Origin of the sequence: Stenotrophomonas sp. WHRI 8082, assembly GCF_040223995.2 — a bacterium.
Classification (GTDB): domain Bacteria; phylum Pseudomonadota; class Gammaproteobacteria; order Xanthomonadales; family Xanthomonadaceae; genus Stenotrophomonas.
The window spans coordinates 3715524-3730161 of sequence record NZ_CP167826.1 but is presented as its reverse complement, the minus strand read 5'-3'; the positions used below and the strand labels follow the sequence as shown (position 1 = coordinate 3730161).

General features: G+C 66.0%; 9 protein-coding genes. 5 read left to right on the top strand and 4 right to left on the bottom strand.

Going from position 1 to position 14638, the window contains the following annotated elements:
* Window positions 1-247: 247 nt before the first annotated feature.
* Entirely contained in the window at window positions 248-2209 is a 1962-nt protein-coding gene (locus ABRP17_RS16250; protein WP_349984519.1) for an HWE histidine kinase domain-containing protein, read from the top strand.
* Between the two features lie 364 nt (window positions 2210-2573).
* Here ABRP17_RS16250 and ABRP17_RS16245 read toward each other — a convergent pair whose 3' ends face one another.
* A complete protein-coding gene (locus ABRP17_RS16245; protein ID WP_349984520.1) occupies window positions 2574-2927 on the bottom strand; it encodes a hypothetical protein in 354 nt (117 codons plus the stop codon).
* 10 nt (window positions 2928-2937) lie between these two features.
* A complete protein-coding gene (locus ABRP17_RS16240; protein ID WP_372486820.1) occupies window positions 2938-3747 on the bottom strand; it encodes an SGNH/GDSL hydrolase family protein in 810 nt (269 codons plus the stop codon).
* A 143-nt stretch (window positions 3748-3890) separates the two neighbouring features.
* Between ABRP17_RS16240 and ABRP17_RS16235 the strand changes: the two genes are divergently transcribed.
* Window positions 3891-6056: a hypothetical protein gene (locus tag ABRP17_RS16235; protein WP_372487021.1), complete on the top strand. Its 2166-nt coding sequence runs from the start codon at window positions 3891-3893 to the stop codon at window positions 6054-6056.
* A gap of 186 nt (window positions 6057-6242) precedes the next feature.
* Here the strand turns inward: ABRP17_RS16235 and ABRP17_RS16230 are convergent, their stop codons facing one another.
* Window positions 6243-9092 carry a TonB-dependent receptor gene (locus ABRP17_RS16230; RefSeq protein WP_349984522.1) on the bottom strand — a complete coding sequence of 950 codons (2850 nt, stop codon included), beginning with the start codon at window positions 9090-9092 and terminating at the stop codon, window positions 6243-6245.
* A gap of 157 nt (window positions 9093-9249) precedes the next feature.
* On the opposite strand from ABRP17_RS16230, the gene ABRP17_RS16225 reads away from it, so the two are divergent.
* On the top strand, window positions 9250-10032 hold the full coding sequence (locus ABRP17_RS16225; protein WP_188326945.1) for a DeoR/GlpR family DNA-binding transcription regulator: 783 nt from the start codon (window positions 9250-9252) through the stop codon (window positions 10030-10032).
* 312 nt (window positions 10033-10344) lie between these two features.
* On the opposite strand, the gene ABRP17_RS16220 is transcribed toward ABRP17_RS16225, so the two are convergent.
* Entirely contained in the window at window positions 10345-11490 is a 1146-nt protein-coding gene (locus ABRP17_RS16220) for an amidohydrolase family protein (RefSeq protein ID WP_349984523.1), read from the bottom strand.
* Between the two features lie 114 nt (window positions 11491-11604).
* Between ABRP17_RS16220 and ABRP17_RS16215 the strand changes: the two genes are divergently transcribed.
* On the top strand, window positions 11605-13701 hold the full coding sequence (locus ABRP17_RS16215) for a glycoside hydrolase family 36 protein (protein WP_349984524.1): 2097 nt from the start codon (window positions 11605-11607) through the stop codon (window positions 13699-13701).
* Window positions 13698-14627, top strand: a complete 930-nt coding sequence (locus tag ABRP17_RS16210) for a DMT family transporter (protein WP_223203008.1) — start codon at window positions 13698-13700, stop codon at window positions 14625-14627. The genes ABRP17_RS16215 and ABRP17_RS16210 overlap by 4 nt, the downstream gene beginning before the upstream one ends.
* The last annotated feature ends 11 nt before the right edge of the window (window positions 14628-14638 follow it).

Here is a 14638-nt window from a genome sequence, read left to right as displayed (position 1 = left end):
GTACCGCCTGGTAGCGCCGAGCCACGCTCGGCGGATTCCTGCACCGTTCGAGTCCCGCTGCGCTCGCCGACCATGGGTCGGCGCTACCGGGGCAGTCCTGCACCGTTCGAGTCCCGCTGCGCTCGCCGACCATGGGTCGGCGCTACCGTGCAGTTCTGCACCGTTCGAACTCGCTGCGCTCGCCGACCATGGGTCGGCGCTACCGGGGCAGCCTTCACGTGCTCTTTGCGTCGGGGTTGGCAAAACGGTGGGCCTGACGAACTTTCCCTTCGCCACCATGTCCCCTGCCCTGTCCGACGTCGCCGTCGAAACGATCCTCGACGACTCCCGCCTGGGTGTCTGGCACTTCGATATCGCTCGACGGCAGCTCACGGCGTCGGGTACCGCCGCTGATCAACTGGGCGGCATCGCACCTGCCGTCTTGCGCGCTGCATGGCGGCGCGTGCATCGGCAGACCCGCGACGCCCCGCACTTTGAGATCGAACTCCCCTGGACCGATGGCAACAGCCGACGCTGGCTGATGCTGCGCGGGCGGCTGAATCGGCAGCGTGACCACATCAACGGCATGTGCCTGGACATGACCCGCCGGGTGCGCGCCGAACTGCTGGTACGAGAACAGGCAACACTGCTGGATACGCTGGCACGGGGCACACCGCCGCGCGAGTGCCTGCAGGTACTGATCGACTCGATTGAACGGATGAAGCCGGGTCTGCGGGCGTGCGTCGTCGTCACCTCCGCACGTGAGCCGCTGGTGCGTTACGTCATCGGAAGCAGCATGCCCCCTGCTCTGCTGGAGCAACTTGAGCGCGCGTCCTGCTCCCCGCTTGCCGCGCGCTTTACTGGCGGGTCTGTCGCTGCGGTTCCACCAGACACGTCGACGGACGCGGCATGGGCGGCGCGGTGGCGGGGCCATTGCCAGCAACAGGGACTGCAGGCCTGCAACCCGATTGCCGTCACCCACGCCGGTGCAGGCCCGCGTGCGTGGCTGCTGATGTGCCTGTCCGAGGCGCGCCCGCTCAGCGGGTGGGAGGAAGAGGTCGCGCAGTTCGGCACCCGTATCGCGGCCGTCGTGCTGGACCGCGAAGACCAGCAGCTGGCACTGGAGCGGGCGGCCGATGCGGTGGTGCACGCGCTGCATGACGCAGAACGCGAGCGTCGCCGCCTGAAAGCGTTCCTGGACAGCTCACCGGACCTTGCTTACATCTTCAACCTCGATCATCGCTTCACCTACGCCAATCGTGCCCTGTTGCGGATGTGGGGCAAGACCGAGGAAGAGGCGCTGGGCCTGAACTGCCTGGAGCTGGGCTACCCCGACTGGCATGCAGCCATGCATGGCCGCGAGCTCGATCAAGTGATCGCGACCGGCAAGCCCGTACGCGGCGACGTCCCGTTCGAAGGTCCTTTGGGGCGTCGCATGTACGACTACATCTTCGTCCCGCAATTGGACGCGCGCGGCAACGTCGAAGCGATCGTCGGGACCACGCGCGATGTCACCGAGCGCAGCGAACATGAAGAAGAACGACGGCGCAGTGAGGCGATGCTCCGCATCCTGGTCGATGAGCTGCAACACCGGACACGGAACATCATGTCGGTAGTGCGCGCGATGGCCAGCCGCACCCTCGCCACCAGCCGCGACATGACCGACTTCGCCAGCCGTTTCGATGCCCGCCTGGATGCCTTGGCGCGCGCGCAAGGCCTGCTGTCGCGGCTCGGCGAACTGGACCGGGTGCAGTTCGATGCGCTGCTGCGCGGGGAGCTGGCCGCTCATTGCGATCCGGCGGCACAGGGCGATCAGATCGTACTGGAAGGTCCGCACAACATTCCGTTGAGATCAGGCAGCGTGCAGCCCTTGGCGATGGCGTTGCACGAGCTGGCGACCAACGCGGTGAAGTACGGGGCGCTGCGCCAGCAGGGAGGTCGGCTGCATGTGCGGTGGTCGCTGCTGGAGACCGGCGCCGCCGACCCCGGCGCCCCTACGCTGCGCATCGACTGGAACGAACACGATGTATACGACCTGCCGGAGAATCCCCAGCAGATCCGTGGCGGTGGTGCGGGACGTGAGCTGATCGAACGCGCGTTGACGTACCAGATCGGCGCCGACGTCGACTACGGCTTTGCCGATGATGGACTGCGCTGCACCATCCAGCTGGATGCTTCACAGCTGCAGCTCGATGCGATGGACCGCGCACAGCCGTCGATGGCGAACTGATCGGGTACTTCGCCGAGCGTGGCTCGGCGCTACCGATATCTGCCGACGCCCCGATATCTGCCGGCGCCCCCGTAGCGCCGACCCATGGTCGGCGAGCGCAGCGGCCGCGCGGTACAGCACTTCGCCGAGCGCGGCTCAGCGCTACCGATACCTGCCGACGCCCCGATATCTGCCGACCCCCGGTAGCGCCGACCCATGGTCGGCGAGCGCAGCGGCCGCGCAGTGCAGCACTTCGCCGAGCGTGGCTCGGCGCTACCGATATCTGCCGACACCCCGATATCTGCCGACGCCCCGGTAGCGCCGACCCATGGTCGGCGAGCGCAGCGGCCGCGCGGTGCAGCACCTCGCCGAGCGTGGCTCGGCGCTACTGATTTGCATCGCCCGCATACCACGTCGCATACGGCGTGTTCTTCACCAGATGACGGTTGAAGTCCTTCGCCCCGTCGCTCCACCAGACCGGACCACGCTCTCCCAGCCCTATCTTCGCGGCGTCAACCGCGGCACGCGCGGCAGCAAGCTGCGCTGCGTCGTCTGCAGCCAGGGCCGTTTTCACCGCTCGCCGTGCGTCCATCAGTTGGGCCACCAACGCCGTCCGGGTGATCTCGTCCAACCCAGGGTTGGCTGCACGCCACAGACGTCCGCGGACGACAATGTAACGGCCATCCGGTGTGGTGGGCACGCTCAACGCAGCATTCCGTCCGGCGAGCGACCAGACCACCCGGCTCGTTTCACGGCTGCGTCCCCTGCGTCCTGCCTGATGGCACCGCGCCCGCCGCAGCCAGTGCGTCGGCGATCGCGGCCTCGGCCAGGGGGGCCATTCGCGCGTAGCCGGCCGGCGTGGTATGCACCCCGTCCGCCGACAGCGCGACATCCAGCCCGCCTTCCTTGTTGGTCATGAGCGCGTGGTAGTCCAGGAACACGATTCCCTCTGTGCCTGCGTATTGCTTCAGCGCTGTGTTCAGGGCCCGCACCTTGTCCGCTGGCCGCAGCCCTGCGCGCCACGGGTAACTGCTCACGGGAAGCACCGATGACAGCACCACCGCGATGCCATGGGCCTTGGCCAGTTCCACCATGCCGTGCAGGTTGTCCTCGATCATCGCCTGTGTCGCAGGGCCAGTGTTGCCGGCGATGTCATTGGTGCCGGCCAGCACCACGACGACCGCCGGGCGCAGCGCGATCACGTCCTGGCGGAAGCGCAGCAGCATCTGCGCCGTCGTCTGTCCGGAGATACCGCGGTTGATGTAGCCCTTGCCGGGGAAAAACGTACTGCTGCCGGTGGCGCCCCATCCTTCGGTGATGGAGTCGCCGAAGAAGACCACACGGGGGCGGTCGGCCGTGGCGGCAGGCAAGGCGGCATTCTGTTCGCGGTAATACCCCAGTTGCGGCCAGTCGGCCAGGCGCTGCTGCATGGCGCGTATCTGTTCGGGCTGAAGCGACCCGGGCTCGGCATGGAACATCGGGTCACTGGCCGGCGGTTCGGGCAGTACGGCGGGGCCGGCCATCATCAGGATCGGCAGCAGGTTGGACAGCAGCGACATGCAGTTCACTCCAGTAACAGGCAACAGGGACGTGCAGCCCCCCTGCAGAAAGTATCACCTGAGCCTGCAGCCTTCACGCTGTTGCCGCCGGCCGCTGCCGATAGTAGCGGCATGATTCCCGCCTGCGGTCCACCATGCCCCTGATTCCTGCGCGTCTGCAGCGCCTGCCGCGCTGGCCCCGACCTGTCCGTATCGCGCTGGCAACCCTGTTGGCGCTGTATCTGTTGTATCTGCTTGCAGGCAACATCTTCCTCAACACGCCGCTGTTCGACATGGTCACCAACCGCAAGCCGGACAAGTTCCAGCTGCACAGCGGCCCTGCCCTGACCGTGGTGCCAGGGCATGCAGTGCTGTGGAACGTGCACGTGCGGGTGCAGGCCAACCGGACGTTGTTCGTGTTCAGTGGTGAGCGGGCAAGCGCGTATATTTCGCTGCCCGCGCTGCTGCGTCGTGAGATCCATATCCCGCGCGTGGATGCCGCCGGCGTACGCGCCGTGATCCGCCAGGTCGACAAGGCCATCCCGCCCCCGCCACGCAGCGACCGGGGATGGACCGTGCGTATGGATGAGATCCATAGCGACAGCGTCCGCAGCGGCGAGTTCGGCAAGCTGCTGATAGCCGGCAAGGGCCAAGCGACCGTGGGATTCGTCAAGCAGCTGCGCGGCGGGCCCGCCGAGTTGCTCGACAGCACGGCGACATTCGATGAGGCCACGATCAGCCTCGATGGCACGACCGTGCTGGACCAGGCCCACCTTGACGCACGCGCAAGTTTCCCCCGGCATTACCGCGACGAGGCCCCAGGACGCCGCAAGCTCGGCATCCTGACCGCTGAGTTGAAGGTGGATGCGCGCAGCCAGGCCCTGCGCATCGACACGGCCGGCGCCCACGTCAAGGTCGGTACGATCCCGTCTACGGCGCGATTGCAGGCCGATCTGGCAATGGATCACGGTGGCGTGCTGCGGCCGGGCAGCCATCTGGTGTGGCGCCTGCCGGTGCACGCCGGTGATCACGCGACCGATCGCGGCCTGTTGGCACTGCAGCTCAACGTCGCCGAGCAGATCCGCCTGCAGGCCCGGCTGCCGAAGGACGAGGACACCGGCAGCGAGATCGACGCCGACCTGCACATCGCCGGCCGCACGATTCCCTTCGATGATCTGTCCGACCTGCTGCCACGGACCTCCGGCGACGTACGCGCGAGCTGGAAGTTCGAATCGCTCAATTGGATCTCCGAGCTGATCGTGCGCAAACCGTGGTTCCGGCTGGATGGTGGCGGACTGGTGAAGGCAGACCTGAAACTGGCCAATGGCCAACTGGCACCGGGCAGCACCGCCGAGGTTCCGCAGGTGGTGGCCATTGCCGATGTGGCGGGGGTGCGGATGCGCGGCGATGCACATGCCAAGGGCCGCATTACCGAAGGCGCCACGCCGCAGGCGGAGTTGAAGGTGGAGATTCCCCAGTTCCGCGCTGCACCGACGGATGCACCCAATCAGGTGCTGTTTGACGGCCGCGCCATGTCTTTGGATCTCACCGGGGATGCACGCCTGAAAGAGCTGAAGGAAGGCGTGCGCGCCCGGTTGCGGTTCAACGACGCGCGCGTGCCCGACCTGTCACGCTACAACCGCTTCGTGGGCAATGACCAGCTGCGGCTGCTGGGCGGCACCGGCCTGCTGAGTGGCGATGTCGAGCTGGATACCTCCGGCCGCATCGGGACGGGCAAGGCCGACCTGCGTGGCGAAGGTGCGCGGATGCAGCTGGCCGGTGTCGCGATGCGCGGCGATGCGCTGCTGCGGGCACGCATCAAGCGGGCGGATTTCGAGCAGAAGCAGTTCGACCTGGGCGGCACCACGGTGCGCCTGCAGGACGTCCGCATCGCCGACAGCACCGATGCCGGGTGGTGGGGCGAGTTGGCGGTGCGCAGCGGGCATCTGGGTGCGTCGGCGCCGCTGAATGCCGATGCGGTGGCCGACATCCGCCTGCGCGATGCGGGCCCGTTGCTGGATGTATTCGGCGAACGCAGCGCCTACCCCCGGTGGGTACTGGGGCTGGTGGATTCGGGCGAGGTGCAGGCCAGCGGTCAGTTGCGCTGGCGGCAGGGCCAGCTGGTGATCGATGATCTGGAAGCGGAGAACGCACGGCTTTCGTTGCGCGGGCGGCTGGACATCGGCAAGCCGGGCAAGCGCGGCGACCTGTATCTGCGTTGGGGCGTGCTGGGCGCCGGCATCGAACTGAACGGTGAGAACCGCCGGTGGCATCTGGCCGGTGCCAAAGAATGGTACGAAAAGCAGCCCCGGATGCTGCCGGCCAGGTAGCGCCGAGACACCGGTAGAGCCGACTTTAGTCGGCTGCACGGAGAATGGTAGAGCCGACTTCAGTCGGCTTCGGCATGCAAAAGCAGCCGACTGAAGTCGGCTCTACCAGTCCAGGTTCACCCTGTCAGGTTCACCCGGTGCGTGACAGTCGGCGACCGTCACGCACCGGCACTACGCTTCGCTCATTCAGAAGCGCGCGCTGAAGCCCAGCGTGAACGAGCGGCCGTAGCGGTAATAGCCCTGCGACAGCAACGGGTTGCCGTTGATGCTGTAGGTCTGTGCTTCGTCCAGCAGGTTCTGGCCTTGCAGGCTGACGCTGAACATGTCGTTGATCTCATACGAGATGCTCGCGGTCAGCCAGGTGATCTCGTCGGCCTGTTCGTTGTAGCCCGCACCGAGCACGTTGGTGGCGGTCACGAAACCGTCGCTGTAATCGGCCGTTGCACTCACCGACCACGGGCCCTTTTCATACATCAGGCCCAACGAATACACCGAAGGAGCGATGCCTTCCAGCGGGCGCTCTTCGCCGCCGACGAAGCTCTTGGACCAGTTGCGCGTGTACTGCGCGCGGAACCCCAGGCCGTTCTCCCAGAAGTGCTGAAGTCCGGCTTCGATGCCGTGCACCTTGGCGTAGTCGCCGTTGATCGGGCGCATCACGTTGAACAGGTAGCCCGGCACGCCGATGTCCTGGCCCGGCTCCCAGCTGGTGGTGATCTGGTTTTCGATCCGTTTGTAGAACACCGCCATGTTGGCGATCGACTGCTCGTCGAAGTACCACTCCAGCGAGACATCGCCCTGCTGCGCGGTGTAGGGCTTGAGATCCACGTTGCCGCCGTAGATCTGGGTGAACTCGCCCCACGACACGCTGGCCGTGGTGTTGGTCGGTGCGAGCTTGTCCACCGGCGGGCGCGCCATCGTCTTGGCCGCACCCAGGCGCAGCAGCAGATCATCGGTGAAGCGCCAGGTGAAGTTGCCCGACGGCAGGATGTAGCGGTAGCTGCCGTCCTGCAGCACCGGGGTCGGGTCGGCGTAGCGTGCGGTGTAGTTGAACGCGCCGTTCTCGGTGATGCTGATGATCTTTGCATCCCATGCCTGCGCGCGCGTCGTCGTGCTGACCACGCGCACCCCCACGTCCGCGCTCCAGCGCTCGCCGGACAGGTCGGCCTGGACGTAGAACGCGTTGGTCTTTTCTTCCACGCGGTAGCTTTCCAGCGGATTCCACTGCGGTGCGGCGTTGGCGAAGTCGTACACGCTGCCGTCGGGACGCGGGTTGCCGTTGTAGGCTTCCAGGCTGGCCAGGTAGTTCGGCACGTCGAAGCCCAGGAAACTGCGCGGGAAGTTCGAGCCCACTTTGTTCATGAAGTTCGGCAGTGACAGGGTGCGGTCCAGCACGCCACCGCCCAGATCGCCGACGTTGATCGCGTTGTCCACCGAGTAGTAGTCGGCACCGCCGTTGAGGGTGTTGTTGACCAGGTCACGGCGCTTGCTGCGCTCGGTGCGGGTCATGCCGAAGTTCAGTGAGTCCACGCCCCACTCGCCGACGTACAACTTGCCGGCGATGGTGCCGCCCGTGATCTCGTCCTTGATGTTGTCGCCACGCAGTTCCATGTAGTGCGTGTTGAAATCACGGTCATTGAACTGGCCGTTGGCCAGCCCCGTGGACAGATCGCGGCCATCATCCAGCGTCGTTGTGACATTCGGCACGGCGTCGCCGGTCAGGTCGATGCGCGTGACGTTCGGCTGGTTCATGCGCAGCACCACGTAGGTGTCCTGCCCGCCCGACTTGCGCTCGGAAGTGGAGCGGTACACATCGCCGGTCATGGTCAGGCTGTCGTTGACCTTCCAGCTGCCGTTGATGCCGAACAGATCGGTATCCACCACGCGGTGCTCGGTCTGGTTGAGCACTTCCGGGTTCATCCGCTGCTCCGGATCCGGGTTGTCCATGGTGAAGCCGGTGACGATGCCGTTCTGCACGTTGATATCCGACCAACGGCCCGGTGCGAACAGCGGGTAGAACGACTGCTGGTAAGACACCTGCGGCGAATCCAGGCGGGTTTTCAGGCCGTCCACCACGATGCGCACGTCGTCGTTGGGACGCCACTCGAACTTGCCCGAGAAGGCTTTGCGCTTCTTGTCTTCCAGCACCGAACCGACGCGGAACTGACCCGGCGCGATCAGACCGTATTCGTCCGGATCCAGTTCGCCATTGCCGTTCGGGTCGATGTTGCCGCCCCAGGCATTGCCACCCCAGCTGGGGTCGGCCGGATCCGGATTGCGGGTCCAGCCGCCGTCATTGCCCGCGATATCCGTGCGGTCCTTGCGCTCGGCGTAGACCGCGCCGATCAGCAGGCCCATGGTGTCGTCGGCAAACGTGTTGCTGTAGGTCGCAGAGAACTTGCGGCCGTTCAACTCGGACATCTGGTTGTGGTCGCCCTCTGCACGCACGATCGCATGCTGGCCCTTGTTGTCGAACGGGCTGGCCGAACGCAGGTTGATCAGGCCGCCGATCGCCCCTTCCGTGAGGGATGCCTGTGCGCCCTTGACCACATCGGCGCCACTGATCACGTCCGACGGCAACACGTCGTAGGCGAAGTCGCGCCCTGCGCCGTCGGTGGCGAGGATGCGGTTGTTGAAGGTGGTGAGCGTGTATTCCGGGCCCAGGCCACGGACACTGACTTTCTGTCCTTCGCCGCCGGCCGTGCGGGTGATCGATACGCCGGTGATATGGCTGAGCGAGTCGGCCACGTTGTCATCCGGGAAGCGGCCCAGTTCCAGCGCGCTGATCGAATCCTGCACGGTAGACGCATCGCGCTTCAGTTCGGTGGAGCGCGCCAGCGCGGCGCGGACACCGCTGACCTGCACGGTTTCCAGATCGACGGCGCTGCCGGCAGGTGCCTGCTCAGCAGCAGCCACCGGTGCACCGGCGGGCGGCGGCGTGTCGGGACTGGCTTGCTGCGACCACGCCGTGGCGGGCAGTAGCAAGGCAAGGGTGATTCCATGGTAAAGACAATGGCGATGCGGACGGACGGCGTTCACGGGCTCTCTCTCCTGAGGCATGAAGCGTAGGACGGTGGCTGTGGGGGCCTGGCTGGTGAAGCAACGAAACCGAGCGTATATGAGGTTTCGTTTTGCATCAATAGCGAAATGTAACGAAAAGGCGCATACTCTTGAACGTTTGAAAGGAGCTCTCTGCATGGTCGCCACCCGGGACACCAGCCATCGCCGCCAACAGATCAGTGAACTGGTTCGCCAGCACGGCAGTGTGCAGGTGTCCTCGCTCGCCCAACAGTTCGGCGTGAGCCTGCAGACCGTGCGCAAGGACCTGCGCTACCTCGCTGAGCGCGGGGTCATGGCGCGCGCATACGGCGGCGGCATCGACAGCGGTGCGGTGAGTGCCGCGCCTGCGGCCGAGCCTCATTACGAGACCAAGCGCACTGTGTTTCTGGATGAGAAGCGCCGCATCGGTGCGCGCGCTGCGGCGATGGTACGGCCGGGCGACACCATCGCGATTGATTCGGGCACTACAGCGATGCAGCTGGCCGAGGCCCTGCCGGACATTGATCTGACCGTCGTCACCAACGATTTCGGCGTACTGACCGTGCTCAGCCCGAAGACCCGGATCAACCTGGTGATGCTGGGCGGAGAACTGCGGCGCAAGAACATGGCCTTCTATGGCGGGCTGACCGTGGAAGCACTCGATGCCCTGCATGTGGACCTGCTGTTCCTGGGCGTGGATGGATTCGATGTGGAGCGCGGCATCACCACGCACTACGAACCCGAAGCCATGCTCAACCGCAAGATGGTCGAGGCGGCACGTGCGGTGGTCGCGATCACGGACAGCTCCAAGTTCGGCAAGGTCTGCCTGCACCGGATCATTCCGGTATCGGACATCGACACGCTGATCACCGATGTCGGCGCCCCCGACGACGTGGCCCAGCACTGCCGGGCCCTGGGCGTGGACCTGCAGTTGACCTGATCCACAGCGCAGCGGCGGCAGCGGCTGGCGGGATACAGCCAGCGGGTAGAGCCGACTTCAGTCGGCTGCACCCAACCCACGCGCACTGACCCACTCCGCCGAGCACGGCTCGGCGCTACCAAAGCCCATTCACCGCTCGCCGCGCGTGGTCGACCGCCTGCTGGCGAGGTAGAGCCGACTTCAGTCGGCTGCATCCAACCCACACGCGCCGACCCACTCCGCCGAGCACGGCTCGGCGCTACCAGCCCATTCACCGGTCGCCCGGAATCCGCGAAGCGCGGCGCGGCGTCACCGGGATTCCTGGGCCCGCCGTTACAGCTTGAACTCGCGTGCTGCATTGCCGTAGTACACCTTGTCGATCACTGCACGCGGCAGCGCCAGACCGGCGACATCGGCGGCCAGCACGTCGATATGCTGGGTTTCGTCGGTGGCCAGGTAGCGCCAGTCCGATTGCCACACCGCATGCGTTTCCGCCTTGAACTGCGCCGTATCCGCGCCCGGTGACTGGGTCAGGTCGGTGCCGTAGAGCAGCCGATCCTGGTAACGGATGAAGAAGTCGCGCACCTTCGCGCGGTCTGCATTGGACTGATACTGCACTTGGCTCATGCGTGCAGCCAGATCGACCGTCGCGTTCGGAAACCGGTCAAGAAAGCCGGCCAGCACGTCCACATCGTACTCCAGGCTGGCCATGTGCGCGCCGATCACCCGCAACTGCGGATGCGCGGCGACGAAGCGGTCGCGCACCGCCATCAGGTCGGCGTGCGAAGGCTGCTCGGGATGCAGGAACATGTGGTACTGCGGGTGCTTGGCAAAGTACTCGCGGTCGTTGTTGGTGGTCATCTTGTCCAGTGGCAGCCAGCAGTTGTACGGCTCGCCCTGGTGCGCGATCAACGGCACACCCAGCGCGCGCACATGCTCGGCCACCGGTGCAAGGCCTGCGTCGTCGAGCATGATCGCCCTGCCCTGCGCACCCTTCTCCACCATGCCGATGTTCTTCCAGACCTTGACTGCCCGCGCGCCCTCGGCGATGTCCCGGTCCAGCCCCGTGTTGACCTGCTGCAGCCAGCCCGCGCTGCCATAGCCCTTCATCGAGAACGTGGTCGCCCAGTGGAAATGCGCGGGATCCTGCTTCGCCTGCGCGACGGCGATCGCATGCTGATCCTGCAGGCTGGGGAAGTCCGGGTAATCGACATTGATCGACAGCACCTCGAAGTTGTCCGCGCGCGCCTGCTGCAACAGGGAGGTATCACGGTCGTTGGCGTGCACATGGGCATCGAATTTGCGCACGGTGGCAAAGTCGGCCATCGCATAGGGCGTAGTGTTCGTCGTGACGGCGTCAGCACTCGATGCGGGCACCGACGCAGCGGTTTTGCCGGCCCCAGGGGACGGCGAACAGGCCGCGAGACTGATGGCCGCCAGCGCCACTCCAAGGGCCAACACCTGCTGCTTCACTGCCATGACGCACTCCACTGTTAGAAAACGAAACTTAATCGAACCATATCGCAACAAAACGCTTGCATCAACGTTTACCGCGTGCGCAGAATGCCCCTCATCGTTACTCGGAATGACGTTATGCCACCGATTGGACGCCGTACCGCATTGAAGCTGATTGCCGGAAGCGTGGCAGGCAGCATGGCCTGGAGTGCAGCCCCTTGGGCGCGCGCCGCGATGGCTCCCCGTTCGACGGATCAGGCCGCCGGCGATGCCGTGCTGAGCCTTGCCTTCGACAAGCGCATGCATACCCGCGTTTCCCGCAACGGCAAGCCCCTGACCGGCTGGCAGCCCAGTGAAGCGCTGCTGCTGGCCGACACCGAGATCGTCGACTTTGCCCTCGTGGATCAGCAGGCGCATGTGCTGGATGACCCCCGTCATGGCCCCGGCAAGCAGGTGGTCTTCACCGGCCGCTCCCGTAACGGGGTGGAAAAGCAGGTTGCGGTGAGCAGTTTTGACCAGCAGCCCGGTCTGGCCCTGCTGCAGGTGCGTTACCGCAACATCGGCAGCGCGCCGCTGGCCGTGACCGGTTGGCGCAACAGCGCGTACCAGCTGGACGAGGCGCCGGGCGGCTTCTGGAGTTTTTCCGGTGCCACCCACACCGATCGCCGCGACTGGGTGCAGCCGATGGATGCGGGCTTCGACCAGCGCAACACGCTGTCCATGGATTCATCGGACTACGGCGGCGGCACGCCGGTTGCCAATATCTGGCGCCGCGATGTCGGCCTGGCCGTTGGCCATGTCGAGCCCGTCCCGCGCCCACTGGACTTGCCGGTCAGGCGCACCGCGAAGGGTGCGGCCATCGCCATCGAATCACCGCAGGCCGTCACCCTGGCACCGGGCCAGGAACTGGTGACCGAGCGGACCCTGCTGGCCGTGCACGAAGGCGATTTCTACGCGCCCTTGCAGCAGTACCAGGTCTTCATGCGCGGCGAAGGCATCGAAGGCCCGCGTCCGCCCGATTCGGCGTTCGCGCCGATCTGGTGTGCATGGGGCTACGAGCGCGACTTCAGCGTGGAGCAGATCTTCGCCACGCTGCCGAAGGCTAAGGAGCTCGGCTTCGAATGGGCGGTGCTGGATGACGGCTGGCAGACCAACGAAGGCGACTGGAAGATCGACCTGCGCAAGTTCCCGCGCGGCGATGCGGACATGCGCGCGTTCACCGCGGAGGTACGGCGTCATGGCATGCGTCCGCGCCTGTGGCTGGCCCCGTTGGCCGCCGACCCGGGCAGCGACGTGCTGCACGACCATGTCGACATGCTGTTGCTGGACAAGGAAGGCGCCTTCCAGACCGTCACCTGGTGGAACGCGTTGACCCAGTGCCCGGCTTACCAGCCAACCATCGATTTCTACGTCGAACTGACCCGCAAGGCGATCGCCGACTGGGGCTTCGAGGGCATCAAATTGGATGGCCAGCACCTCAATGCCGTCGCGCCCTGCTTCAATCCGGCACACAAGCACGCCAGCCCGCAGGATTCCGTGGTGGGCCTGGCGAAATTCTGGGATGCGATCTACCGCGCGGCGCACGATGCGAACCCTGATGCCGTCGTCGAGCTGTGCCCGTGCGGCACCGCGTTCGCCTTCCACAACCTGCCGGCTACCGACCAGTTCCCGTCGTCGGATCCGCTGTCGTCGTGGCAGGTGCGCAGCAAGGGTAAGTCCATCAAGGCGCTGATCGGCGACCGCAGCAGCTACGCCGGCGACCATGTGGAGTTGTCCGACAACCGCGATGACTTCGCTTCCAGCGTGGGCATCGGCGCGGTGATCTCCAGCAAGTTCACCTGGCCGAAGGACACCGATCATCCCTCGGTCCCCCTTCCGCCCGGCGGCTTCGTGCTGACCGACGAGCGCGAAGCGCTGTGGCGTCGGTGGGTGGGCCTGTACAACACGCACATGCTGCCCAAGGGCGAGTACCTGGGCACGCTGTACGACATCGGCTTCGACAAGCCCGAAGCGCATGCCATCGCCAAGGACGGAGCTCGCTACTACACCTTTTACGCGCCCCGCTGGGACGGCAAGGTCGAGCTGCGTGGACTGCCGGCCGGCCGTTGGGCGGTGCGTGACCTGTTCAACGACACCGATCTGGGCGAGGTGGACGGCGGCGCCGTGGCCCGCCTGCCCGCGCGGTTCGAGCGCTTCCTGATGCTGCAGGCCACTCCTGCCGGTACCGGCGCATGAGTGCCGAGGCCGTCGTGATGGCTGCCCCGCCCGCGCGCCGTCGCCCCTGGTTGGGATTCGCGCTGGCCACGGTGGCCCTGTGGGGTGTGTGGGGCGCGCTGTCCCCGCTATCTGCTGCGCATGGCTTCCCGGACACGCTGGTGTACTGCGTCTGGGCGCTGACCATGGTGCCGCCGGCGCTGTACATCCTGTGGCGCGGCGGCTGGCAGCTGGAGCGCTCGAAGCGGGCGATCGGCTACGGCCTGATCATCGGCCTGCTCGGTGCCGGTGGGCAGATGCTGCTGTTCCACACGCTGACCATCGGTCCTGCGTACTTCGTGTTCCCGGTGATTTCGCTGTCGCCGGTGGTGACCATTGCGCTCTCTTTCCTGCTGCTGCGCGAGCGCACCGGCTGGCAGGGCACGCTGGGCATCGTGCTGGCCCTGGTGGCGCTGCCGCTGCTGGATCTGTCTTTCGGGCGCGGCGAAGCCGGTCTGGGCTGGTTCGTGCAATCCCTGCTGATCATGCTGGCGTGGGGCCTGCAGGCCTATTTCATGAAGCTGGCCAACGACACGGTGCGGGCGGAAAGCATCTTTGCCTACATGACGCTCGGCGCGCTGCTGCTGGCACCGGTGGCCTTGGCGATGACCGACTTTTCGCAACCGATCAACTGGGGCCTGACCGGGCCGTGGATGACCGCTGGCATCCAGATCCTCAACGCGATCGGCGCGCTCACCCTGGTCTTTGCCTTCCGCTACGGCAAGGCCATGGTGGTGGCGCCGCTGAGCAACGCAGGCGCACCGCTGGTGACGGCCGTGCTGTCGCTGCTGTTCGCCAGCGTCGTGCCGGGCCCGCTGAAGACGGTCGGCCTGGTCCTCGCCCTGATCGCATCGCTGCTGCTGGTGCTCGAACCCGAGCGCCAGACACCGCCTTCTCCCCTCCCCTGACAGGACTCCCC